Origin of the sequence: Thalassospira sp. MIT1004 (assembly GCF_001858545.1) — a bacterium.
Classification (GTDB): Bacteria; Pseudomonadota; Alphaproteobacteria; order Rhodospirillales; family Thalassospiraceae; genus Thalassospira; species Thalassospira xiamenensis.
In genome coordinates this window covers 13952-39583 of record NZ_MCAO01000012.1, presented here as the reverse complement: position 1 = coordinate 39583, position 25632 = coordinate 13952, and the positions used below count along the sequence as shown (strand labels likewise).

Genomic DNA, 25632 nt, shown 5'->3' with positions numbered 1-25632 from the left:
GGGTGGCAGTTGGTCTGCCCATTTTTGCCAAACAGAAATTTGGTCGCCGCTCATATCTCTGATAATTCCTAGTTATCAGAATTCATATCCTTCGTGGGCTTGCCATCTCCACGACAGTTCTCAGCTGCCGATCCGAAACATGGGTATAGATTTCGGTTGTCGAAATACTGGCATGTCCCAACAACTTCTGAACAAAACGGATATCAACACCGCGCTCCAGAAGGCGCGTTGCCGCAGTATGACGAAACATATGAGGCGTGACTTTCCGATCCAGTGGAAGTTTGCCAACAAAATCATGGATCATTTTTCGAATGTAGCCTGGGTCAACTTTACCTCCGCCAGACGAAAAAAGCAGCCCCGTGCCACGCGCGCCATGACGGGACCTCAACGTCATGTAAACAGTGATCTGCTGGTGCAGTTCTGAATCGACAATATAAACGTTACGTTCCCGGTTCCCTTTGCCCCGGATACGAATATTGCCAGCCTCCAAATCAATATCACCAACCGTTATGCTACAAAGCTCACCAACCCGTATCCCTGTTGCCAGAAGAAGCTCTAGCGATAGGGCCAAAGTCGCCAGTTCTGGATTATCTTGTCCCACCCTGCGCAGTTCGCTGGTTTCAAAAATTAACCTGAGTTCTGCCGAGGTCAGATTCCGTGGTAGTTTCCGGGGCAAACGCACCAACGTGTGCAGCTTGTGGAATGGATTTTCATCCAGTCGCTCCTCTTGCTCCAACCAACGAAACATCGCACGCAGACAAGCTACGCGACGTTTGACACTGGCTGGAGCCAAGTTTCGCGTGCGCATATCTTCAACCCAGGCCAAGATTGAGTGCTTTTCAAACGGGTTTCTTCTGCCACTTCGGCTGAACCACAATCGATAATCTTTCAAATCCCGATCATAAGCTCTAAGCGTATGACGCGACAGGTCCTTAAAGCGGCAGTGGACCATAAAGTCATTAATGACGTCTAGCAGTTTCATACGCAATTCTCCCAATCATTAGAAAATGAGAAATTGCAACAAAACCCTTAAAAATCATGCCTCTATAATAGAAAAACCCTGAACAAGAAATATGCTTACTGCCAAATGGTTTAGGGAATTAAGCAAGACCTGTAACAATTACTCTGGCAGCTTCTCAATATGGAAATTACCCCAAAACTCCGAAAGACACTGTTACACCGAGGCGCTTGCAGCACCAGCATACCATCCATAAATTGCTGAGCATGATATCTTGCGCATTGCTCACGTCGTTAAATATCGTAGATCAAGGTCATCTAGATATCCTCTCCCTACTGCGCTGCCCGCTCCCCTGCGATATTCGCATGGCGTTTGAACGGCCCGAACGGAATTTCGGACGGCGCAAAGGTTTCCGCCGATGCCCGGTCCCAGCGCGAATACCAGTCATGCAGCCCCTCGATCTCCGGCCCGCCGGAAACAAGGAACCCTTCGGGCAGGTAGGGATAGGCTTCGTTGCCATCCAGGAACTCGTTATCCTTCTGGCGCACCATGAAGTGATAGGGCATGAAATTGCGCGGATCGGTCAGGCCCGCAGCCCCGGTAATTTCGGCCAGCGCATGCATGGTATTATGATGGAACCGCGCCACCCGGTCGCTTTTGTCACCCACATTAAGGGCCCGCTGGCGCAGCGGGTCCTGGGTTGCAATGCCGACCGGGCAATGGTTGGTATGGCATGACTGCGCCTGAATACAGCCCAGCGCAAACATATACCCCCGCGCCGCATTGCACCAGTCCGCACCAAGCGCCAAGGTCTGCGCGATGTCAAACGCCGAAACGATCTTGCCCGCCGCACCGATCTTGATCTGATCACGCACACCAGCACCGCGAAGGGCATTGTGAACAAATGTCAACCCCTCGCGCATCGGCATGCCGACCCGGTTGGCAAATTCAACCGGGGCCGCACCCGTACCGCCTTCCTTGCCGTCGACCACGATGAAATCGGGCAGAATACCGGTTTTCAGCATCGCCTTGACGATGCACATAAACTCGCGCCGATGCCCGATACACAGCTTGAACCCGACCGGCTTGCCGCCCGAAAGATCGCGCAGCTTGGCGATGAATTCCATCAGGCCGACGGGGGTGGAAAACGTGCTGTGCGCGGCAGGCGAAATGCAATCAATCCCCATCGGGATGCCGCGTGCCTCGGATATTTCCGGGGTGATTTTGGCGGCGGGCAACATGCCGCCATGGCCGGGCTTGGCCCCCTGGCTCAGCTTTACCTCGATCATCTTGACCTGCGGGTCGGATGCGGTCTCGGCAAAGCGTTCCTCGGAAAAAGTGCCGTCGTGGTTGCGGCATCCGAAATACCCCGACGCCACCTGATAAATCAGATCCCCGCCACCTTCGCGGTGATACCGGCTGATGCTGCCCTCACCGGTGTCATGGGCAAAGCCGCCCTTTTTCGCCCCCTTGTTCAGCGCCAGAATGGCATTGCCCGATAACGAGCCAAAACTCATCGCCGAAATATTGTAAAGGCTGGCGTCATAGGGCTGCTTGCAGGCCGCCCCGCCGACCCGAACCCGAAAATCGATATCGGTGATGCTGGTCGGCGTGACCGAATGGGTCAGCCACGCATAGCCGGAACCATACACATCCTCGATCGTGCCAAACGGGCGCTTGTCCTCGACCCCCTTGGCACGCTGATAGACAAGCCCGCGCGACTGGCGGCTGAACGGCACCTCGTCCTGATCGCTTTCGATCATATATTGCCGGATTTCCGGGCGGAAACTTTCAAGGATAAACCGGATATGCCCGCTAACCGGATAGTTGCGCAGGATCGAATGCCGGGTCTGGCGCAAATCAAACCAGCCGACCACCATCAACGCGCCAAAGACCACCACCGGCACCCAGAACCAGACATCGACCGCAGCCGCACAGATCAACGAGGCAAAAGTCAAAAGCGTCACACCGGCCAGAACCGCATAACGCTGATTCAAAATCAGAAACTTCACAGTGATCTATCCCATCCAATGGTGCGGGGAGTGTTGAATGCGGTTCCCGATCCTACCTTCTTATGCCGCCGCCGTCAGGGTGAAATCGACATGCACGGCATCATGCTGTACTTGAGAAATTCATTTAAACAAATCACAATTGTTAAAAGGAAGAACATATAGAAAAAAATAAAATCATCGAGGCATCAATGGAAGATATTAACCTTCAGCTAAATAGCACAAACAAAACCGACATCGAATTTGAAATCTGCGGCTTAGCTCGTGTATTTTCAAATCAGTTATTTGAAAAGCAAATACCAGAATTTCGCGACTTCACTCCGACTAAGAACTGCTACAGCTTCTTTTCTCACATAAGTGAGGATGGATGGGTAGCCATCCGAATCACCTACGATGATCGCATGCAAATGATTGTCGGGCCAAAGCATGACAAAAAAGATACGGAGATTGTTTCTAAAATAGCAAAAACAAACAAATTCATTTCTCCAGAGGAACTGCACAATAATTTAGATGAAAAATGGATATCATATTCAACATTCAGCTACATAGGCCCGTATAAGGAAAGAAAAATATCTGAAGAGCACTTTATATCCCACGTAATTTACTGGCTAAACACATACGTCATACCTCAACTAGACGACATCAACAAAAAGAGAGTTCTAAGAGCCATTCCGACTCCGCCAGAGTACGACATAAAAAGTATTTTCCAATCAATGTGGGTTTTAGAGTGTGAAAATGAATTAATTCAAGGAACCGCCTTCGAGATAAGCGAAAAAACATTCGTAACTTGTGCTCATGTTCTTGGATCAAACACCAAGGCCTTCCGATATGATGAACCGTCAAAGAAGTACGCCGTTGAAGTTATTTCCCAGAATGAGGCAATTGATTTAGCCACAATCCGAATATTCACTGACCACAGCCAGCCCATAGAGACCGGGGACTCTACCAAACTAGTATACATGGATCATATCTTGCTGGTCGGACATCCAAATTATCGCCTAGGAGACAAACCTATAATTAGCCCAGGCCTCATTACCGGTTTTCGACGCAAATCAGGTATCACTCGATTTATAACTAATGCCCCCATTGTCCGAGGAGCGAGTGGCGGTCCAGTCTTAAACGCTTCAAATCAAGTCATTGGTGTCGCGGTAACTGGAGCTGAAACTTTGAGTGAAACAGCCAACACTGAAGACCTTGGCGTAATACCAATTGAGGCTATTGATCTGATGCATCCATAAAAAAACCGCCGGTTTCCCGGCGGCTGCAAGTCTGACAAGTAACATCCTGTCGGGAACACCCCGTGATGAGGGGCGGGTGTTCCCGGATGTCCTGTCGCTCTGGATCGTGTGATCAGGCTTTGCCGTAACCGCCGCCACCCGGCGTTTCGATGATGAAGACATCACCGGGATACATGGTCGCGCCATCGGTTCCCTTAAGTTCCTCGACCGTGCCGTTGGTGCGTTCAATCGCATTGCGGCCAAGTTTGCCCGGTTCCCCGCCGCCAACGGCCTGAACCGGCACGCGACGGTGGTTGGACAGGATCGATGCGGTCATTTCTTCAAGGAAGCGAACCCGGCGTACCGTGCCGTCCCCGCCCTTGTGCTTGCCCGCACCGCCGGAACCCTTGCGGATGCCAAAGCTTTCCAGCATCACCGGGAACCGCCATTCAAGCACTTCCGGGTCGGTCAGGCGCGAATTGGTCATGTGCGAATGCACACCCGACGTGCCATCATAATCCGGCCCGGCACCCGTCCCGCCACAGATGGTTTCGTAATACTGGTGCGTATCATTGCCCCAGGTGAAGTTGTTCATCGTGCCCTGCGCACCCGACATCACGCCAAGTGCAGCATACAGCGTATCGGTAACATGCTGCGATGTTTCAACGTTCCCGGCGACCACGGCGGCCGGATAACGCGGGTTCAGCATCGATCCTTCCGGCACGATCAGATTGACCGGCTTCAGGCACCCGGCATTGAGCGGAATGTCATCATCAACCAAGGTGCGGAAGACATAAAGAACTGCCGCCCGCGTCACCGCCGACGGTGCGTTGAAGTTGTTATCAAGCTGATCGGACGTACCGGTAAAATCAACCGTGGCCGAACGGGTTTCCTTATGGATCGTGACCTTGGCTTTCACCACCGCGCCATTATCCATTTCATAGGAAAACTCGCCGTCTTTAAGCACGTCAATCACACGACGAACGCTTTCCTCGGCATTGTCCTGCACATGGCCCATATAGGCATGCACAACATCAAGCCCGAAGTGATCGACCATCTTGCGCAATTCCTGCACGCCCTTTTCATTGGCGGCAATCTGGGCGCGCAGATCGGCAATGTTCTGATACGGGTTACGTGCCGGATATTTCGCCCCTTCCAGAAGCGCGGTCAAACCGGCCTCGTCAAATTTGCCCTGATCAACCAGTTTGAAATTGTCGATCAGAACGCCTTCTTCCTCAAGGATACGGGAATTTGGCGCCATCGAGCCCGGGGTGATCCCGCCAACATCGGCATGGTGGCCACGCGATGCGACATAGAACAGGATTTCCTTGCCATCATCACCAAACACCGGCGTGATCAAGGTAATATCGGGCAGGTGCGTCCCGCCGTTATAGGGATCGTTGAGCATATAAACATCGCCGGATTTCATTTTCCCGGCATTGTTTTCCATGACAGCCCGAACAGACTCACCCATCGATCCAAGATGGACCGGCATATGTGGTGCGTTGGCAATCAGAAGACCTTCCTGATCAAACAGCGCGCACGAGAAATCAAGCCGTTCCTTGATGTTGACCGAGTATGACGTGTTGGCAAGGGTGACCCCCATCTGTTCGGCAATATTCATGAACAGATTGTTGAACACCTCAAGCATCACCGGATCGGCCTGCGTGCCAATCGCTTCCGACCGTTTGAGCGGCACAACACGCGTCAACACAAGATGATCCCGGCCATTTACCTTGGCCTCCCAACCCGGATCAAGCACCGTGGTGCCGACCGGCTCGACAATCACCGCCGGGCCGCGCACGGTGACACCCGGTTTCAAATCTTCGCGTTTATAGAACGGCGTATCTTCGGATTTACCATCAAACACCACCTTGCGGGTGGCAAGCGGATCGGGTTTCACACCATCCTTGGCAACTTCGGTTTCGGCATCGGGCAGGCCTTGGGTTTCACCAATCGCCTCGACCGCGACGGCTTCGACCACCAACGGCTTTTCGTCCATGACAAAGCCGTAACGCTGCTTGTGCTGTTCTTCGAACTGCGCCTTGATCGAGGCAACATCACCGAAATCAACGATCAACGGATTATCCGTACCGTCATAACGCAGATGCAGCTTTTTCAGCATGCTGATCTTGCTATCCCCAATGCCCTGCTCATGCAGCTCGCCACGCGCCTCAAGTGCTAGCGCATCAAGGCTTTCATCAAGCCCCGCAAGGGCAGACGTTTCAAGCTTCGCCTCGACCGCCTGTTCGCGCATTGCGCGGATATCGGCAAGCCCCATGCCATAGGCCGACAGAACCCCGGCAAACGGATGGACAAACACGCGTGTCATGCCCAGCGTATCGGCCACCTGGCAGGCATGCTGCCCGCCGGCCCCGCCAAAGCATTGCAGGATGTAATCGGTCACGTCATAGCCGCGCTGAACCGAAATCTGCTTGATCGCGTTCGCCATGTTTTCGACAGCAATCCGAAGGAACCCTTCGGCGACTTCTTCAGGCGTGCGGACCTGACCGGTGGCTTCCTTGATCTTGAGCGCCATGTCGGCAAAGCCCGCCTTGACCGCATCCGCGTCAAGCGGCTCGTTGCCTTCGGGGCCAAACACATTCGGGAAGAATTCCGGCTGAACCTTGCCCAGCATGACATTGATATCGGTCACTGCAAGCGGCCCGCCACGGCGATAGGCCGCCGGTCCGGGATTGGCACCGGCACTGTCCGGGCCGACACGGAAACGCGCACCATCGAAATGCAGGATCGACCCGCCACCGGCCGCAACCGTATGGATTTTCATCATCGGGGCGCGCATGCGCACACCGGCAACCTGGGTTTCGAAATCGCGTTCATATTCGCCGTCATAATGCGAAACGTCGGTCGATGTGCCGCCCATATCAAAACCGATGACCTGATTAAAGCCATCCATTTCGGCGGTCCGCACCATGCCGACAACACCGCCCGCCGGGCCGGACAATATCGCATCCTTGCCCTGGAACTTCGCGGCATCGGTCAGCCCGCCATTGGACTGCATGAACATCAGCTTCACACCGCCCAATTCACCGGCAACCTGATCAACATAACGGCGCAGGATCGGCGACAGATAGGCATCAACAACCGTGGTATCGCCACGCGACACCAGTTTCATCAACGGACTGACCTGATTGCTGACCGATACCTGGGTAAAGCCGATCTCACGTGCGATTTCAGCCGCCGCATTTTCATGGGCGGTATAACGATAGCCATGCATGAACACGATGGCACATGCCCGGATGCCGTCATCAAAGGCGGCCTGCAAGTCACGGCGCAGGTTTTCACGATCAAGGGCTGTCAGTTCCGTGCCCTGCGCGTCAAAGCGGCCATCGGCCTCGATCACGCGCTCATACAGCATTTCCGGCAGCCTGATATTGCGATCAAACAGCTTCGGGCGGTTCTGATAGGCAATGCGCAACGCATCGCGGAAACCGGTCGTGGTCACCAGAACCGTGCGGTCGCCTTTGCGTTCCAGAAGCGCATTGGTCGCAACCGTCGTGCCCATCTTGACGGCTTCGATTTTCTCGGCCGGGATTTTCTCGCCCGCCGGAACGTCAAGCAGTTCGCGAATGCCCTGAATGGCGGCATCGGCATAACGTTCAGGGTTTTCCGACAGCAGCTTGTGCGTCAGAAGGCTGCCATCGGGCTTGCGCGCGACAATATCGGTAAAGGTACCGCCACGGTCGATCCAGAACTGCCATTTCGGCTGTCCGGTGGTCTGATCAGTAGTCTGCGAAGCGGGCGAATTTTGGGTGTGCGAAGCCATGATGCTTACTCCTTCAGCATCGTATTCAAACAAATCTTGCGAATGCGCCGACCGTTAAACGGCGCGGGTCAGCCGTTCATTTTCTGCGGAAGCCAGGTGGCGATTTCGGGGAAGACCGTAATCAGCAAAACCGCCAGCAAAAGCAGGAAGAAGAACGGCAGGGAAGCCCGTGCAATGGAAAACAGGTTTTTGCCCGTAAGCCCTTGCAGAACGAAAAGGTTGAAACCGACCGGCGGGGTGATCTGCGACATTTCGACCACCAGCACCACATAGATGCCAAACCACAAAAGATCGATCCCGGCGGCCTGCACCATCGGCAGGATCACCGACGTGGTCAGAACCACCACCGAAATCCCGTCAAGGAAGCAGCCCAGCACGATAAAGAACACCGTCAGCGCGGCAAGCAACGCATAGGGCGAAAGGTTCATTTCCGCGATCCATGCCGCAAGCTCACGCGGAATGCCGGTAAAGCCCATGGTGACGGTCAAAACCGCCGCCCCGGCAAGGATGAAACCGATCATGCACGATGTGCGCGTCGCCCCCATCAGGCCGTCGATAAAGCTTGCCCGGTTCAGCGACCCGCTGATGGCCGACAGGATCAGCGCACCGACCACGCCAAAGGCCGCGGCCTCTGTCGGGGTGGCAATCCCGCCATAGATCGACCCGATCACGCTGGCAATCAGCACGATCACCGGGATCAGGCGGCCAGATGCCCGGACCTTTTCCATAAAGCCCATATCCGGCCCGGCAGGCGGCATCTTGTCCTTGTTTAGCGTCGCCCAGATCATGACAAAGCCCATGAACAGGATGATCAGCATCGCACCGGGCAGAATGCCGGCAATAAACAGACGCGCAATCGAAAGCTCCGCCGAAACGCCATACACGATCAGGATGATCGAGGGCGGGATCAGAAGCCCAAGCGTGCCGGAACCGGCCAGCGTGCCAAGGATCAGCCGGTCGGCATAGCCCTGCTTGCGCAGTTCCGGGATCGACATCCGGCCAATCGTGGCCGCCGTCGCCGCCGACGAACCCGATACGGCGGCAAAAATCCCGCAGCCCAGAATATTGACATGCAGCAACCGCCCCGGAAGCTTGTTTAACCAAGGTGCCAGGCCGGTAAACATATCCTCGGACAGCCGCGACCGAAACAGGATTTCACCCATCCAGATAAACAGCGGCAGCGGTGCCAGCGACCAGCTTGCAAGCCCCGACCACGCGGTCGTCGCGATGATCGGTCCGGTCTGCGCGCTGGTGAAAAATTCAAGTCCGATGACACCGACCGCAAATAACGACAATGCCACCCAAAGCCCCGCCCCCAGAAACAGGAACATCAACCCCATAAGGATCAGGCCGATTTCAAGTACTTCCATGACCGTCCCCCTATTCCGTCAGTTCGCTGGTTTCGCGCGTGGCAAAGACGGGCGCACGACCGCGCGCCACATCAAACAATGCTTCAAGCATGGCGATGGTAAAAACAATCAACCCGAACGCCATCGCCGCTTGCGGGATCCACAATGGAAAGGCCAGAACACCGGGCGACGTATCGCCATAGGAAAAACTTTCCTCGGCCAGCACGGCCATCCAATAGGCGAAATACCCGCCAAGAAAACTTGCCAGCGCCAGCGTGATGCTCTCGATCCCCCGGCGCAAACCGCCCTTAAGGTGCGATAACACAATCAGAACCCGGATATGGGTGCCCGCCCGAAGGGCCGGACCAAGGGCCAGGAACGTCCCCGCCGCAAGCGAGAACCCGGCAAGCTCGTTGGCATCATGCACGGCAATTCCGACAAACCGGCCCAGCGACGACGCCAGGATCAGCAATGCGATGGCAACCAGAAAAATGGCTGCTAACCCCGCACTGAATTTGAACAAATAATCTAATGATCTGCGCACAGCAGTCCCCTTTCCGCCCGCGGGATTTCCCAGTGGTGGCTGACAATACGGACAGTCATATCATGAATTTCGGCGGGGCGTCCCGATCCGGGCGTCTTCACCCGGATCGGAAAAGTCGGTTCGTCGCTTACTTTTTATAAGCGTCGATGATGGCGGCACCGGCATCACCGGCTTCTGCCTGCCAATCGGCAACCATCTGTTCGCCAACCTTGGCCAGACCGGATTTCAGCGCGTCGCTCGGTGCGGCAACATTCATGCCGTTATCGGCCAGAACCTTTTTCTTCTCGTCGGTTTCGGCCATGCTCATTTCCCAGCCGCGCGTTTCGGCTTTGGCGGCGGCGTCCATGACGGCTTTCTGTACTTCCGGCGACAGACCGTCAAATGCCTTGGCATTGACGATCACCATGTTTTTCGGAAGCCATGCCTGAACGTCATAGAAATTCTGCACAAAGTCCCATGCCTTGGAATTCGCACCGGTCGAGGGCGAGGTCATCATCGCTTCGACAATGCCGGTCGCAAAGGCGGTCGGGATTTCCGGCACTTCAACCTGGGTGCCGACCATGCCGGTCAGGTCTGCCAGTTTCGACGTTGCCGAGTTATAGGCACGGAACTTCATGCCTTTAAGGTCATCAACCGTGCTGACGGGCTTGGCGGTATAAAGACCCTGTGCCGGCCATGCGACCGCATAAAGGACCTTAAGGCCATCACCGGCCAGTTTTTCTTCAATCGCCGGGCGCGATGCTTCCCAAAGCTTTTTGGCTTCGTCATAGCTGGTCGCAAGGAACGGGATCGCGTCAACGCCGTAAATCGGGTCTTCATTCGACAAAAGCGAAATCAGGGTTTCACCGGCCGGAACCAGACCGCGCTGCACCGAACGTTTGATGTCGGGGTGCTTGAACAGCGAACCACCGGAATGAACGGTGATGTCAAGCTCACCGCCGGTCGCTTCTTTCACGTCCTTGGCAAATTCGATGATGTTCTGGGTGTGGAATGTCGCGTCCGGATACGGGGTCGCCATATCCCATTTTTCGGCTGCCATGGCAAAACCGGCCGACATGGTCATCGCGGCAACTGCAACGGTGGAAAGTGCCTTTTTAAGCATCAGTCAAGTCTCCCTGTGTGTGATGAGGCCGACATGCATTTTTTCGCGCATCTCGTGACTCCGAAGTAGCCTCCCAACAGAACGGTCACATTTTACTGATAAATTGTCAATGTTATTTCATGGCTGATATGCAAAATGCGGGAAACGACGCAGGATATTTTATCGGCATTGACCCGCCAGAGCGCGCCATCAATATGATATTCCTCGATTTATGGCCGTGTGCTAGGCTCCGCGCAAATAACAAACAGGGAGAAAGCCCGTGCATGATCTTTCGGGGAAATCAGTCTGGATTACCGGTGCCGGCAGCGGCATCGGCGAGGCAATCGCAAAATCGCTTGCCGCGGCGGGTGCGCATGTCGCCCTGTCCGCACGGCGCGAAGAAACACTTCAGCAGGTCGCAGACACGATCACGTCAGAGGGCGGAAAGGTCGAAATCCACCCGCTTGATATCAGCAACAGCGATCAGGTCCTTGATGCCGCCCGGAATATCAAAAATTCCATGGGCTCGGTCAATGTCCTGATCAATTGCGCGGGCATGAACACCCCCAAACGGCATTGGCGCGATCTTGATATTGCCGACTGGCACCGCATCGTCGCGGTCAATCTCAATGGTGTGGCGAACACGGTTTGCGCAACCCTGCCCTTCATGCGTGATCAACAGGACGGACTGATCATCAATATCGCGTCATGGGCGGCAAAGCATGAATTCCCCGTCGCGGGCCCGGCCTATGTCGCGTCAAAACGCGGCGTTGTCGACCTGTCGCACAGCATCAATCAGGAAGAAATGCACAACAATATCCGTTGCTGCTGCATAAGCCCCGGCGAAGTCGCCACCCCGATCCTTGACCAACGCCCCGTCCCGATCAAAGAAGACGAACGCGCCCTGATGCTAAAACCCGACGATCTGGCCGATATGGTCGCCTATGTCGTCGCCGCCCCGGCACGGGTTTGCTTCAACGAAATCATCATGTCCCCGACCCATAACCGAACCCTTCTGCCGCAGCCCTAAAACGCAGACATGAAAAAGGCAGCCCCGATACCCATCGCGCTGCCCTTTGTCTGCTCTTCAGAAACTCTGGAAGTCAATCACATCGCACTCGCCGCACGCGATGCCTGATCATACACGCCCGAAATCGCGCGCAGCGTCTTGGCCACATCGCCGACTTCCTCGTGATTGACGCCCAGTCGCTGGAACGTCTCCACCAGACAGGCTTCGCGCACCTCGCGGTATTTCTCGCACATCGCGCGGCCGTCCTTGGTCGTCGAATAATGCACTTCCTTGCCGCGCTTGATCCCGTCAACCAGTCCCAGCTTGCGCAGTTTCTTAAGCGAATAATTCACCAGATGGCTGTCTTCGACATTCAGAACGAAACAGACCTCCGACAGGCTTTTTTCCCGCTCGCGTGAATTGACGTTATGCAGAACAAGGATATCAAGAACCGAAACATCGGGCATGCCCGCCGCCCGCATGCACCGCACCATCCAGCGGTTAAACGCATTGCCCGACAGGATCAGGGCAAATTCAAGCTCGGAAAGCTCGGCCGCGCGTTCCGAAACAAGATGTGACGATGATACGATACGTGGTTTGTCGGTCCGTGGTGTGTCGGTCATGCGGCGTTCCTGAAATCCCGTTGTTAACTTTCGCGATGCGCTTTGCGGCATTCACTTATACGCTTTGTCGGGATTTTATCGCAAAAAAAGCAGCCCGGACAAGGCCGGGCTGCACATTAATGTCGACATTTCACCGTCAAAGTGATCGCATGCGTTCCAGGAACCCGTCAATCTGACCGCGCAAATGACCGCTTTGCGTGCCAAGATTATCGGCCGAACCATGCACGTCATTGGCGGCAACATTGGTTTCGGCGACTGCTGCCGATACGCCCTGCATGGCGGCTGATATTTCCTCGGTCCCGGCGGCGGCCTGTTCGACATTCTGCGAAATCTCGCTGGTCGCGACCGTCTGCTGTTCGACTGCGGCGGCAACGGCCGATGCCCGTTCACTGATGTCGGAAATCATCCGCACGATTTCATCAATCGCCTCAACCGCCAATCCGGTCGCCTGCTGGATACCGTTAATCTGGCTGGTGATTTCATCGGTGGCCTTGGCCGTCTGGTTGGCAAGGTTCTTGACCTCGCTTGCCACAACCGCAAACCCCTTGCCGGCATCACCGGCACGTGCGGCCTCGATGGTGGCATTAAGCGCCAGAAGGTTGGTCTGCCCGGCGATATCGCTGATCAGGCCAATGACCTCCCCGATCTTGAGCGCGGCATCATTCAGCCCCTGAATGTTTTCATTGGTATGGCGCGCACGCTCGGTCGCGGATTGCGCCATGTTCGATGTTTCGCTGACCTGACCGGAAATCTCGTTGATGGATGCCGCAAGCTCGGTCGCCGCCGTCGCGACAAGCTGTACATTCGCCGATGCTTCCTCGGTCCCCGATGACACCGCCAAGGACTGGTTTGCCGCAGTATCCGCACTTTTGCGCAGCACATTTGACACTTGATGCAGCTGGTCAACGGCACCGCCAACCTCGGCCATGACAGCCACCACCGCCTGATCAAACTCGCGGATATACCGCTCCTGGGTTTCCAGACGTTTACGGCGGCGTTCATCCGCCTCGCGCTGGGCGGCTTCAAGCTTGACACGTTCAATACCGTTTTCACGGAACACCAGAACCGCCCGGCCCATCTCGCCGATCTCGTCGGCCCGATTGACTTCATTGATGTCGACATCAAAGTCGTTATGCGCCAACCGCGTCATCTTTGTCGTCAGCCCGGCTATCGCGCGCACAATTGCTTTTGACAGCAATACGGACAGCACCAGCAACGCCAACGCCCCCACAACAAACATCACCACCGTCGTCATCAGGCTACGCTGCGAAATGGCGTTTGCCTCCGCCTTCTTCGTGGCTGCGATGGCCGCTATATCGGCACTAAGCTGTTCCAGAACCGGTTCTGCCGCAGCGTAATAGTCGCTCAGCTTGCCCAATTCTTCCTCGCGCTGAAGGATCCCCGCCGCCAGCGCCTTGAAATCCGTCACATAGGATTTCATCAGATCGGCAATCTTTTGCTTTTCCGCAGCAGGAATACTGTCGGCGGCGGTCAATGCCGGACCAAATTCCGCCAGACGGTCATCAATGCGCGCAACATATTTCGGATCAATCCGCGCCAGGAAATCCTTCTCGTGGCGGCGCATCATCAACATGATGATTGTCAGCTTGTCGGCCTTGTACTGGTCCAGCGCTTCCTCGACATTGTGAACCGATGCGCGCAGACTGCCAAGCAGGCCACTTTCTTCATTCAAGCCGATTTTCTGTTGCAAATCAGCGATGATTTCGAATTGCGCCGCATAATTGTCAAAGGACGTCGCAATGGACGAAATTTGACCATCAAACGGATCAAGGGCCGGATCATCTGACAGCTTTTTCAAATCGGACTGAACAATCGCAACCGTTTCTGCATGGTCGGCGGCGTATTTTTCATCCAGCCGCAGCAGAAAGTCTTTTTCACGCCTCCGGGCGTTCAGGAATTCTCGGGCGATCCCATCAACGATCAATCGGTCATCGACGGCTTCCTCGGCAGTCGTTTCCGCAGTTTGACGCTGATAATCCGCGACAAACAGGACCATGGCAACGATCGCAAAAATAGAAAGCGCAGCTAAACCTATCAACGAAATCTGATAGATCAGCTTCATGCGCGACAAAAAGCTCATTACGAATCTCCCAAGAGACTTATATTCAACAGGACACTAACCCTAGGTATAGTACTATACACTTTGGTATAGCAGGTCACGCGTTTTCCGCCCTATTGCCCTGCATCTGATGCATGAGTGCTATCTTGGGCTGCACCTGTGCCTTTTCATCTCCGGTTGGGTTACCGTTTTGTTACAATGGTGCATGCCGGACGGAAAGACGCCACTTGCCAAGGCCTCAGACCCTTGAAAGGACGCGACATTTACCCCCTGCCGCCACCGCGCCCGGTACACTGCAACGATTCCCTGAATGAAAAGACTGGCTTCCTGCTTCACCTGTACTATCTAATGCGCTTTGCCTGTCGGCATCTGGCCGATACGGCGATAAATGAATGTCCTTTTCGCAACCAAGAGCCTGATCAGAAGTATGAGCATCTGGGGTAAAATCATCGGCGGCACTGCGGGCTTTGCCCTTGGCGGGCCGCTTGGCGCCATTCTGGGGGCGGCGGCCGGTCATGTCGTCGACAGGATCAAGCACAATATCCGCACCGCCCGCATTGGCGGCTATAGCGGCAGTACACAGGGCAGCTTCCCCGGCGGGCAGGATGCGCGTCAGGTCGCCTTTGCCACCGCCGTTGTCGTCCTGTCGGCCAAGATGGCCAAGGTCGATGGCGTGGTGTCGCGTGATGAAATCAACGCCTTCAAGCGCGTGTTCCACATCCCGCCGGGCGAGGAAAAGAATGTCGGTCGCCTGTTTGACATGGCGCGCAAATCATCCGACGGCTTTGAACCCTACGCCCGGCAGATCGCCCTTCTGTTCCGCGGCGAACGTGCTTTGCTCGAAGGCATCCTCGAAGCGCTTTATCAGATCGCGATGGCCGATGGTGCCCTGCACCCGGCCGAAAAGGACTTCCTGCACAAGGTCGCAACCATTTTCGGCTTTGCCGATATTGATTTTGATCGCGTGCATCATGCCTATACCAGCCCCGGCGGCCCCGATCCCTATGAACAGCTTGGGCAGGGCCGCGATGCCAGCGACGATGACCTCAAGGCCGCCCATCGCAAACTGTCGCGCGAAAACCATCCCGACACCCTGATCGCCAAGGGCATGCCGCCCGAATTCATCGAACAGGCAAATCACAAGATGGCCCGCATCAATGCCGCCTGGGATCAGATCCGCAAGGAACGCAATATCCGCTAGGGTCACGCCCTGATAACAGCCACTTGCGACGCACCCCTGCCCTGCATGCAATGATTTCCCTTGCAAGATGCCGCGATTTGCGGTTTGCAGGGGGCCAGTTTTCATGACCTCAAGCTTATCGGTTTTTCCATGGCGCCACCGCTGATCAATATAAACGATATCCGTCTGACCTTTGGCGGCAACGATCTGTTTTCCGATGTTTCCTTTGCCATCGGTGATCGGGATCGCCTGTGCCTTGTCGGGCGCAATGGCGGCGGGAAATCGACCCTGCTTAAAATCATCGCTGGCGAAATCGAAGCCGATGGCGGCGAACGCTTCGTTCAGCCGGGCTGCAAGATCGCCTATCTCAATCAGGAACCGAAATTCGACGGCTTCGCGACGGTCGAGGAATATGTTCTGTCCGCACTCGACGAACATGAAATCGATTATGCCTATCGCGTCTATATGCTGCTGGACTCGGTCAATATCGATCCGCAGGCCGACCCGACCAAACTCTCGGGCGGCGAAGGCCGCCGGGCGGCAATCGCGCGCGCGCTGATCGCCGATCCGCAGGTTCTGTTGCTTGACGAGCCGACCAACCATCTTGACCTGCCGACCATCGAATGGCTTGAGGGCGAGATCAAAAACTTCCGCGGTGCGGTTGTCGTCATCTCGCATGACCGCGCCTTCCTGAACGCGATTTCAACCGGCATCCTGTGGATTGATCGCGGCGTCATGCACCGCACCGATCAGAACTTCTCGAAATTCGAAGAATGGTCCGAGGAAATCTTCCGCAAGGAAGCCGAAGAACGCGCCAAGCTTGATAAACTGATCGCCCAGGAAACCGTCTGGTCCGTGCAGGGCATCTCGGCGCGTCGCAAACGCAACCAGGGCCGTCTGCGCCGCCTGTGGGACATGCGCGAAACCCGGTCGCAGCAGATCGAACGCATCGGCAATGTGTCGCTGGCGGCTGACGCCGGCAGCACCTCGGGCAAGGTCGTGATCGAGGCCACCGACATCACCAAATCCTTTGGCGACAGAACGATCCTGACCGGTTTCTCGACCCGTATCCTGCGCGGCGACAAGGTCGGCATCATCGGCCCGAACGGGGCGGGCAAAACCACCCTGCTTAAAATGCTGACCGGGCAACTTGAACCCGATAGCGGCACGATCAAGATCGGCACCAACCTCAATGCCAGCTATTTCGATCAGAAACGTGCGGCCCTTGATGACAATATGACCCTGTGGGATACGTTGTGCGATATCGGCGGCGATCAGGTCATGGTGCGCGGCAATCCGCGCCATGTCGTAAGCTATCTGCGCGATTTCCTGTTCGACGAAAAACAGGCGCGCAGCCCCGTTGGCGCCCTGTCGGGTGGGGAACGCAACCGGCTTTTGCTGGCCAAACAGCTTGCCAAGCCGACCAACCTTCTGATCATGGACGAACCGACCAACGATCTTGATATGGATACGCTTGATCTGTTACAGGAAATGCTGGCCGATTACGAAGGCACGCTTTTGCTCGTCAGCCACGACCGTGACTTCCTGGATCGCGTCGTGACATCCTCCATCGTGATGGAAGGCAACGGCATCGCCACCGAATATCCCGGCGGCTATTCCGATTATATCGCGCAACGCAAACTGTCCGCCGCCCCGGCTGTCGCCGAGGAAAAGCTGGGCAGCACATCGGGCAAAGGCGGCAAAAAATCCGTCTCGTCACAGGCCGCCAAGCCCAAACCGACCGGCAAGATGAGCTACAAGGACCAGCGCGAATACGACAATCTGCCCGGCCAGATCGCCAAGCTTGAGGCCGAGATTGCCGAAATCGAAGCCGCCCTGTCCGATGGCAGCCTGTTCACCAAGGACCCGGATGCCTTCCAGAAAAAGGTCGACCGCATGGCAGCGGCCCGTGCCGAACTCGAAGCGGGCGAAGAACGCTGGCTCGAACTCGAAATGCTCCGCGAGGAACTCGGGCTGTCATAAGCCCGGGACCGCCGCCCAAAGGCTGGCCACACCACTTGCAGCTTTTCGACTGAAACCGTAATCTTCTGACGGAACATTACGGGGAAATCGGCATGCGCGGCACGGTAAAACAGGATGCAATCGACGCGATTTCGAGGCTTCCCGATGATGCCAGCATGGATGACATCATGTATCAGCTTTACGTGCTGAAAAATATCCGCTGCGGGCAGGATGACATCGCATCGGGCAAATGCCATGACATGGACCAAGTAAGGGCCAAGCTTAACTCTTGGTAACCAATGCTTTACGGCACTATTCGGATCGGTCACAATTTACCCGACAACTGAAAACAATTCACTTGTCGGGTTGCTCTTTCCATCCGATGAAGGGGCATACCGATAAACCCGCAAACGCGCCACCAGCGCCGATGCGCTTTGCCGAAAGCCCCTGCCATGCCCCTCAAAGCCGTTCTGATGGCCCTGTCCGTTGCCGTGATCTGGGGCGTCAATATGCTGACCGTCAAAGGCGCGGTCAGTGAAATACCGCCCCTGATGCTGACCGCGATCCGTTTTGGATCGGTTGCGATCCTGCTTTTGCCCTTCACCAAAATGCCGTCTGGCCGCTTTGGCCGTCTCGCCATTCTGTCGGTCATCTTTGGCACCGGCCATTTCGGCGTGCTGTTCTTTGCGCTTTCGATGCTTGATGCCGGGCCGGTGGCGATTATCGTTCTGCTCGGTGTGCCGTTCTCCTCGATGCTGGCGACCTATTTCTTCAATGACCGGCTGGGTTGGAAACGGCTTTCGGGCATGACACTGGCCTTTGTCGGGGTGATGATCATGTTCTGGGACCCGACCATGACCGACCTGCAATTGCCCCTGTTGCTGGTGGTCTTTGCCGCCTTCATGTGGGCGGTTGCCAATGTCATGATCAAAAAACTCGGCAATATCGATACCTTCCAGCTTAATGGCTGGATGGCTTTGATGGCTGCCCCGCAATTGCTGATCCTCTCGCTGTTCCTCGAACCGGCTGCGGTTGAGGCGGTGTTCAATGCAAGCTGGGTCGCATGGGCCAACACGAGTTTCACCGTCGTGATGTCGTCCATCGTGGCCTATGGCTTCTGGTATCATTTGCTGAAAACGCAGGATGTGAATGTGGTGGTGCCGTGGTCGTTGCTGGCCCCGGTGATCAGTGTCGCCGGATCGTTCATTGTCTTTAACGAACCGATCAGCACCCTTAAAATCATCGGCGGCCTGACGGTTCTGGCCGGGGTTGGCGTGATCATGCTGCGCAAACCGCCGCAGCAACAGGAACAGGGAATGGACTAGGCCGCAATGCCCACAATGTCTGCCGGAAATGACGACCTCAAGAACCACATCATCGCCCGCCCCTCGCCCAATTGCGGCGACAGGCCCGGTGATGGTGCGGGGGACCGCAAGGTCGATATCCTCGTCCTGCATTATACCGGCATGCAAAGCGGTAAGGCCGCGCTGGATCGTCTGTGCGATCCGACGGCCTCGGTCTCAAGCCACTATCTGGTCGAGGAAGACGGCACCATTTTCCGTCTGGTGGACGAGGATAAACGCGCCTGGCATGCCGGGCGCGGTCAGTGGCAGGAATGCGATGATGTGAATTCCAATTCCATCGGCATCGAAATCGTCAACCCGGGTCATGAATTCGGCTATCGCGCCTTTCCCGATATTCAGATCGATGCGGTGATCGCGCTATGCCGCGATATCCTGACCCGTCATGATATCAGGCCTGATCGCATCATCGCCCATTCCGACATGGCCCCGGACCGCAAGGAAGACCCCGGCGAACTTTTCCCATGGGATCGTCTGGCGGCAAACGGCATCGGCCTGTGGCCCACGGCGGACATCACGATAATGGATGAAACCTGCACCGAAACCGAATTCGATGCGATGCTCGACCGTCTGGGATATGGCCCGAATGACGCGCTTAAACGCCGCATCGCCTTTCAGCGTCACTGGCGGCCTGCCGATATTTCGGGGAAGGTGGACGGAGAATGCGCCGCAATTTTGCGCGCATTGCTCGATAAAGCCGGACTTTACTGAACGATCAGGCCACCCGGATTGGCAATCGGCACATCCGATAACCCGACATAGCGGGCAAAACCGACCCGGCTAAAGCCAAGATGCCGGTGATAGATACCATCCACCACCCCGGTCAGAAGCCCGCGCGCCATTTCCCGGTCAAAATCGTTCAGCACCGGTGCCAGATCGGACCGCAGGCTCAAATACCGCTCCTCAATCTCGACCGCAGGCAAAAGCACCTTGAACCCCGTCAGGCTTTTCTGATCCCCACCAGCAAAACGCAGAAAGGCCAGATCGCTAAACAGCACATCGACATGGTGCCGTTTAAGCATCTCGAACCCCTTGGCATATTCGGCAACTTCCACCGGATGCATGGTTTCGTTGGCAAGGATTTCCGCCGGATAGGACTGCCCGATCACTTTAAGCCAGTTGGTGTTATCAAGGCTGCGCACGCCCTGATAGGTCCCAAGACAAAAGCCCGAATTGACCACGGCCACCGTCACCTTGCTAACCAGGGACTGGGACGATATCACAAGCCCGGTTTCATCAGCCTTGGCAAGATCATCAAGCAAAACGCCATCCACCGCCCCCTGCCGCAGCGAGAAACGGCACCGCGCCATCGGCATCGCGACAAAACTGACGGAATGCCCGGCATTTTCAAGGAACCGGGTCGCCAGATCCACCGCAAGCCCGCGCGCAACACCCTGATCGTCATAGGCATAAGGCGGCCAGTCGTCATAGCACAGACGCACGTCTTTCGCCTGCGCCCCAAAAGACACAGCACAAAAGATCAATATTGCGCCTGAAATCCAAAGCGCCGCACGCATGGCCAATCCTTCAAATGAAAATCCGGCATCATCAATATGAGCCTGAAAACACGACATACCCCCTTAGGAGGGATATGGCAAACCCGCAGTTTTCCGGGCTTCCATGCGTTTTTGGCATGGTTCGGATAACGATCGTATAAGTCCCTGTACAAACTGCTTTTTCTTGACGACGGGGTCAATGTCACCTACATCACGCCCACCAGATGGCCGGATGGCCGCCCCGGTTCTTCGGAACGGGGGAGGAAAGTCCGGGCTCCATGGAAATACGGTGCCAGTTAACGGCTGGCGGGGGCGACCCTAGGGAAAGTGCCACAGAAAGCAAACCACCTGATCGCGCAAGCCATCAGGAAAGGGTGAAAGGGTGCGGTAAGAGCGCACCGGTCCTTCAGCAATGCGGGACGCATGGTAAACCCCACCGGGAGCAAAACCTAATAGGAATGGTCGGCCGGATGCTTCGGCATTGTCGGCAGGCGGGTTTCCGCGCCACCATTCGGGTTGGTTGCAGGAGGCGTCCGGCGACGGGCGTCCCAGATGAATGGCCATCCAGTGCGGTTCGCCGCATGGACAGAACCCGGCTTACAGGCCATCTGGTCTATTTTCTTTTTTGCCCGATATGACATCGGCGGGGACATGCCCCGCCGTGAATGCCTTAACCGCGTTCGGCGATGGATTGCGCGAAATACTTATCGGCATCTTCCTGGGTGCCAACGTCGAAACTCGCTGCCGTCTGATCCTTGATGATCTTGCCAAGGGTCGGCATCACCTTGCGATCCACCTGGCTATCAATGCTCCAAAGCTTGGAGCGCATCAACGATTTCGCACAATGCAGGAACGCTTCCGCGACCCGGATTTTGATCACCGTGATCGGCAGTTTTGGCGTATCGGCAAAATGCGCCAGCAATGCCGGATCATTATGGATTTCCGCCGTGCCATTCACACGCAGCGTATCGTTGAAACCGGGCACGAAAAACAGCATCCCGACATTCGGGTTTTCAATGATGTTCGATAACGTATCAACGCGATTGTTGCCCGGACGATCCGGCATCAGAAGCGTATTGTCATCAAGCACCTTGATAAAGCCCGGCCCGTCGCCGCGCGGGCTGACATCGGCATTGCCCTTGGCATCGGCCGATGAAATCACTGCAAAGGGTGCCAGTTCGATAAAATGCCGGCAATGCGGGTCAAGTTTCGTCAATGCCTTGGCAACCGCCAATTCCATCGGCATTCCGTAAATCTCGCGCAGCTTCTCGGCAGTATCGATCTTGGTCATGGGGCAAACCTTTTCAGGGGACGATTATGATGGTGACGGGCGGCAAAACTGCGTCAAGCCAGAACGCAAGTCAATCGCAATCCCCCCCGATCACCTGATCTGTCGTGCAAACTTTGGCAAACTCGCCGTTCAAACTCGCCAGCGCCACATCATGCACAAGATCGGCACCAAACACCCGCCCATCGGGCAATTTGCGCTCAAACGCAAAACAGGCATCACTGACAATCGTCACCTCAAAGCCAAGGTTCGCCCCCATCCGCGTTGTCGTATTCACGCAATGATCGGTCGATATCCCGCAACAAACGATCTGATTGATCCCCCGCGCCCGCAAATCGGCCTCAAGGCTCGTTCCGATAAACGCCGAATTGACCTGTTTGCCATAAACCGCCTCACCATCCTTCGGTGTGGCAAACTCAATGAATTCATGCCCCGGATGATCGGGATGCAGGCGCGATATCGGGGTTGTTGAATCATGACGCACATGAATAACCGGCGCGCCCTTTGCCCGCCAATGCGCCAGAAGCGCCGCGCCATTGGCCTCCGCCCCCGGATTATTGCGCTGCCCCCAATAATCCAGATCGGCAAAACCCTGCTGCCAGTCAATCAGGATCAGGGCGGTATTTGCGGTTTTGGTTTCGGTCATTCTCAATCTCTCCGGCGCGGTTGAATGTTGGCCCTAGATTATCCGATCCCCGAATGGCATAAATGACAACCACCCCTCATTTCAGGACAAAGCCCCTTGATGCCCCGGCTGCCCCACCTCATCGCTTTCATCCTCACCCCGCAAACCGTGATGCTTGATGTCACCGGCCCCTTACAGGCGTTTCACGAGGCCCGCGATCCGGCAACCGGCACCCCGCTTTATCGCACCATATTGGCCTCAAGCCACGGCGGCCCGATCATGACCGATACCGGCATCGCATTGGATACCGTCGCCCTTGCCGATCTTGATCCGGGTGAAATCGACACCCTGATCGCCGCCGGGTCCGATGAAATGCTTGATGCGCTGGGTGATGCCAATCTGATCGGCTGGCTTGAAAAATATCGCGCTCAAATCCCCCGCATCGGGTCGGTCTGTATCGGGGCGTTTATTCTCGGCGCTGCCGGGATGCTTGATAATCGCGCCTGTGTGACGCACTGGCGCTGGTGCGACCGTCTGCAGGCCATGTTCCCGCAAAGCCGTGTCGCCCCCGATCCGATTTTTGTCCGCGATGGCCCGGTCTGGACCTCGGCCGGGGTAACAACCGGGATTGATATGGCGGTCGCGATGATCGAACAGGATCTTGGCCGTGACGCCGCCCTTGCCGTGGCGCGCAGCCTGATCGTCTTCATCCGCCGTCCCGGCGGCCAGTCACAATTCAGCCTGCCGCTTGAACATCAGGCCAATGACAGCACCGGGCGCTTTGACGATCTGCATGGCTGGATCACGCAAAACCTTCAAACCCGCCTTGCGGTCGAAGACCTCGCCGAACAGACGGGCATGAGCCCGCGCAACTTTTCACGCACCTACAAATCCGCCACCGGCCTGAGCCCGGCGCGCGCAGTCGAACTGATGCGTCTCGAAGCCGCAAGAACCGCCCTTGAACAAACCGACAAACGCATCAGCCAGATCGCGCTTAATTGCGGCTTTGGCGATGACGAACGCATGCGCCGCTGCTTCGTCAAACATCTGGGCGTGGCACCGACAGAATATAGACAGCGATTCTCAACTAATGATTGATTATTTTGATTAAAAATGAAATCTTTGGATGCCATTTCATCCTAAGGACCAATCATCATGATTCCAAGCTGCAAGGTCAGACACAACGCGCCCAGTCCATTGAAAGCAACCCAACGCTACACTGCAAACGGGTCAAGTGCTGATTTCGATTTATTGATGGGAGATTTATGGCCTCGCGACGCACGACGCAAAGAGCGCATTGAAGTCGGTGATGATTTTGACAGAAACGAACTATCAATTACAAAAATTGACCCCGTAACGACAAATCCCGATAGCGTGTGGCGAACCAGCGGAGGGGAATGGGAGTACACATTGGAAGCACCATGGGCAGTTGCGCAGACCGGCAAGGGCTATTTGGTATTCGGCCAATTGCAATATGGCGATCAGTTATTTTCACTGCGATGGGCACCATTTGATAAAAGCTATTCGATGAACGGGCGCCTCTGGTTCGATATCATTCAATACAATGCGGGAAACACCAGTTCGCAGCTTGATATTTCAGATTTAATCGCGGGCTACACAACCAGCAACCTCGAAGAACCAAGCCAAACACCAGAAACACTGAAGATAAGACTGAAAATCGATGCAAACGCATATTCAAATGGACTTATGAAAATACAAGCATCGGCGGAAAACATTTCGGGCATCTCCAATGATTTCAGCACCTTCATTGCCCCGAACCAAATTGGGACCTCTAGTAGCGAAATGCGCTTCAAATTTGGGGTATACAGACGTCGAAAGTGCGTTAGATTTTGGGAACCCGTAAAGGTTCGAATTTCTGATGTAAAAATTGACCAACAAAACGGCACATTCCCTGCGGCGCCAAATTACTCAAGCGGCTTATAACCACCCTTTCCGCTTGAAATACCAAAGCGGAAGAACAGCCGACAGCACCATCAGGCCAATCGCCAGCGGATAACCAAACTGCCAGTCAAGCTCCGGCATGACGCTGAAATTCATGCCATAAATGCTCGCAATCAGAGTCGGCGGCAGAAATGCCGCTGCCGCGACCGAGAAAATCTTGATGATATTGTTCTGTTCCAGATTGATCATGCCCAGCGTCGCATCAAGCAGGAACGTCACCTTGTTGGCGATGAAATTGGCATGTTCGGTGATCGACACGATATCGCGCGAAATGGTTTTAAGCCGCGTCTTGGCATCCTTTTTAAGCCGCGTCTGCGTCGACAGAAACAGCCCCAGCCGATGCAGGTTCAGCAAACTGTCCTTGGCCTTGCCCGAAAGGTTCCCGGCCCGCCCGATGCGGCGCAGAACCGCCCGGTGATCCTGATCATGGGCCGGGTCATCGGGATTGGCGAAAACGATGTTTGACAACCCTTCAAGGTCGGCGGCCGCCTGTTCCATGATATCGGCCAGCCGGTCAACAATCTGTTCCAGCAACCCGAACAGAACCGCCTCGGCGCTGGACGCCAGCGACGGGCTGCGATTGACCCGCCGGATAAAGGTCTTGAACGGCACCGGGTCGGCATAGCGCAGGGTAATCAGCGTTTTCTTGACCAGGATAAAGGTGATCGCGGTGGTTTCCGGCTCGTCACTATTGGCCTTGTTTAGGACCGATACCGTCATGAAAAGCGCGCCGTCTTCGTCATACAACCGCGATGAAAGCTCGATCTCCTGCATTTCCTCGCGGGTCGGCACCTCGATGGCAAACCGCTTTTCAATCTCGTGAATTTCATCATCGGACGGGTTCAAAAGGTCGATCCAGACCGGCGTGCGCTCCACCTTTGGCGGCTTTGCCACACTTCCCGCGCTGTTAACCTCGCCATCAACAGCATCGCCGCTACTGACCAATGCAGCATCATCCGCCGGTGCGGCGGTATCGTCGGACGGGGTCCGGGCCGGGGCAAAAAATTCGTTGCTGTCCATGGTCACTCTCCATCCGCGCCGGTTGACCGGACATTGCCGGGTGCCGGTCTATTTCGGGCTTGTGCGCTTCCTGTCATAGGC

Annotated in this window: 21 protein-coding genes and 1 other RNA gene; 10 read left to right on the top strand and 12 right to left on the bottom strand. The window is 55.7% G+C overall.

The window, feature by feature from the left end:
• Positions 1-82: 82 nt before the first annotated feature.
• Together BC440_RS07545 and BC440_RS07540 are read right to left on the bottom strand one after the other, a co-directional pair.
• Positions 83-982: a tyrosine-type recombinase/integrase gene (locus BC440_RS07545; RefSeq protein WP_063094739.1), complete on the bottom strand. Its 900-nt coding sequence runs from the start codon at positions 980-982 to the stop codon at positions 83-85.
• Positions 983-1290: 308 nt separating this feature from the next.
• On the bottom strand, positions 1291-2970 hold the full coding sequence (locus BC440_RS07540; protein WP_110252821.1) for an FMN-binding glutamate synthase family protein: 1680 nt from the start codon (positions 2968-2970) through the stop codon (positions 1291-1293).
• Between the two features lie 188 nt (positions 2971-3158).
• Between BC440_RS07540 and BC440_RS07535 the strand changes: the two genes are divergently transcribed.
• Positions 3159-4205 (top strand): serine protease, encoded by a 1047-nt coding sequence (locus tag BC440_RS07535; RefSeq protein ID WP_063094741.1) that lies wholly within the window; start codon positions 3159-3161, stop codon positions 4203-4205.
• A 112-nt stretch (positions 4206-4317) separates the two neighbouring features.
• Here the strand turns inward: BC440_RS07535 and BC440_RS07530 are convergent, their stop codons facing one another.
• The 4 genes from BC440_RS07530 to BC440_RS07515 form a co-directional block, all read right to left on the bottom strand.
• Entirely contained in the window at positions 4318-7971 is a 3654-nt protein-coding gene (locus BC440_RS07530) for a hydantoinase B/oxoprolinase family protein (protein ID WP_063094743.1), read from the bottom strand.
• 68 nt (positions 7972-8039) lie between these two features.
• Complete coding sequence (locus BC440_RS07525; RefSeq protein ID WP_063094745.1) at positions 8040-9341, bottom strand: TRAP transporter large permease subunit; 1302 nt, start codon at positions 9339-9341, stop codon at positions 8040-8042.
• Between the two features lie 10 nt (positions 9342-9351).
• A complete protein-coding gene (locus tag BC440_RS07520) occupies positions 9352-9864 on the bottom strand; it encodes a TRAP transporter small permease (RefSeq protein WP_007089714.1) in 513 nt (170 codons plus the stop codon).
• Positions 9865-9991: 127 nt separating this feature from the next.
• The gene (locus BC440_RS07515) at positions 9992-10966 is read right to left on the bottom strand and encodes a TRAP transporter substrate-binding protein (RefSeq protein ID WP_063094747.1); all 975 of its coding nucleotides are present in this window, start codon (positions 10964-10966) and stop codon (positions 9992-9994) included.
• Between the two features lie 259 nt (positions 10967-11225).
• On the opposite strand from BC440_RS07515, the gene BC440_RS07510 reads away from it, so the two are divergent.
• Entirely contained in the window at positions 11226-11975 is a 750-nt protein-coding gene (locus BC440_RS07510; protein WP_063094749.1) for an SDR family oxidoreductase, read from the top strand.
• 77 nt (positions 11976-12052) lie between these two features.
• Here BC440_RS07510 and BC440_RS07505 read toward each other — a convergent pair whose 3' ends face one another.
• Positions 12053-12577: a winged helix DNA-binding protein gene (locus tag BC440_RS07505; protein ID WP_007089717.1), complete on the bottom strand. Its 525-nt coding sequence runs from the start codon at positions 12575-12577 to the stop codon at positions 12053-12055.
• Positions 12578-12713: 136 nt separating this feature from the next.
• Positions 12714-14678 carry a HAMP domain-containing methyl-accepting chemotaxis protein gene (locus BC440_RS07500; RefSeq protein ID WP_063094750.1) on the bottom strand — a complete coding sequence of 655 codons (1965 nt, stop codon included), beginning with the start codon at positions 14676-14678 and terminating at the stop codon, positions 12714-12716.
• Positions 14679-15045: 367 nt separating this feature from the next.
• On the opposite strand from BC440_RS07500, the gene BC440_RS07495 reads away from it, so the two are divergent.
• From BC440_RS07495 to BC440_RS07475, 5 genes are all read left to right on the top strand, one after another.
• Positions 15046-15858: a TerB family tellurite resistance protein gene (locus tag BC440_RS07495; RefSeq protein ID WP_110252822.1), complete on the top strand. Its 813-nt coding sequence runs from the start codon at positions 15046-15048 to the stop codon at positions 15856-15858.
• Between the two features lie 129 nt (positions 15859-15987).
• Entirely contained in the window at positions 15988-17820 is a 1833-nt protein-coding gene (locus tag BC440_RS07490) for an ATP-binding cassette domain-containing protein (protein ID WP_037992270.1), read from the top strand.
• Positions 17821-17912: 92 nt separating this feature from the next.
• A complete protein-coding gene (locus tag BC440_RS07485; RefSeq protein WP_063094751.1) occupies positions 17913-18095 on the top strand; it encodes a hypothetical protein in 183 nt (60 codons plus the stop codon).
• Between the two features lie 156 nt (positions 18096-18251).
• Positions 18252-19124: an EamA family transporter gene (locus tag BC440_RS07480; RefSeq protein ID WP_007089723.1), complete on the top strand. Its 873-nt coding sequence runs from the start codon at positions 18252-18254 to the stop codon at positions 19122-19124.
• Positions 19125-19139: 15 nt separating this feature from the next.
• Positions 19140-19871, top strand: coding sequence for an N-acetylmuramoyl-L-alanine amidase (locus tag BC440_RS07475; RefSeq protein ID WP_063094752.1), 732 nt, complete (start codon positions 19140-19142; stop codon positions 19869-19871).
• Here the strand turns inward: BC440_RS07475 and BC440_RS07470 are convergent.
• Complete coding sequence (locus BC440_RS07470) at positions 19865-20677, bottom strand: transporter substrate-binding domain-containing protein (protein WP_167332784.1); 813 nt, start codon at positions 20675-20677, stop codon at positions 19865-19867. The two genes, BC440_RS07475 and BC440_RS07470, sit on opposite strands and share 7 nt — an antisense overlap.
• Before the next feature lie 199 nt (positions 20678-20876).
• On the opposite strand from BC440_RS07470, the gene rnpB reads away from it, so the two are divergent.
• Positions 20877-21272, top strand: an RNA gene (gene rnpB, locus BC440_RS07465) — RNase P RNA component class A.
• A 54-nt stretch (positions 21273-21326) separates the two neighbouring features.
• On the opposite strand, the gene BC440_RS07460 is transcribed toward rnpB, so the two are convergent.
• Entirely contained in the window at positions 21327-21947 is a 621-nt protein-coding gene (locus BC440_RS07460; RefSeq protein ID WP_063093882.1) for a pyridoxamine 5'-phosphate oxidase family protein, read from the bottom strand.
• Between the two features lie 70 nt (positions 21948-22017).
• Complete coding sequence (locus tag BC440_RS07455) at positions 22018-22590, bottom strand: cysteine hydrolase family protein (RefSeq protein ID WP_063093884.1); 573 nt, start codon at positions 22588-22590, stop codon at positions 22018-22020.
• 99 nt (positions 22591-22689) lie between these two features.
• Here BC440_RS07455 and BC440_RS07450 point away from each other — a divergent pair, with 99 nt between their 5' ends.
• Positions 22690-23667, top strand: a complete 978-nt coding sequence (locus tag BC440_RS07450) for a helix-turn-helix domain-containing protein (RefSeq protein ID WP_063093886.1) — start codon at positions 22690-22692, stop codon at positions 23665-23667.
• A 57-nt stretch (positions 23668-23724) separates the two neighbouring features.
• The gene (locus BC440_RS07445) at positions 23725-24513 is read left to right on the top strand and encodes a hypothetical protein (protein ID WP_063093888.1); all 789 of its coding nucleotides are present in this window, start codon (positions 23725-23727) and stop codon (positions 24511-24513) included.
• Here the strand turns inward: BC440_RS07445 and corA are convergent.
• Complete coding sequence (gene corA / locus BC440_RS07440; RefSeq protein ID WP_063093889.1) at positions 24508-25551, bottom strand: magnesium/cobalt transporter CorA; 1044 nt, start codon at positions 25549-25551, stop codon at positions 24508-24510. The genes BC440_RS07445 and corA overlap by 6 nt on opposite strands.
• Positions 25552-25632 lie beyond the last annotated feature (81 nt).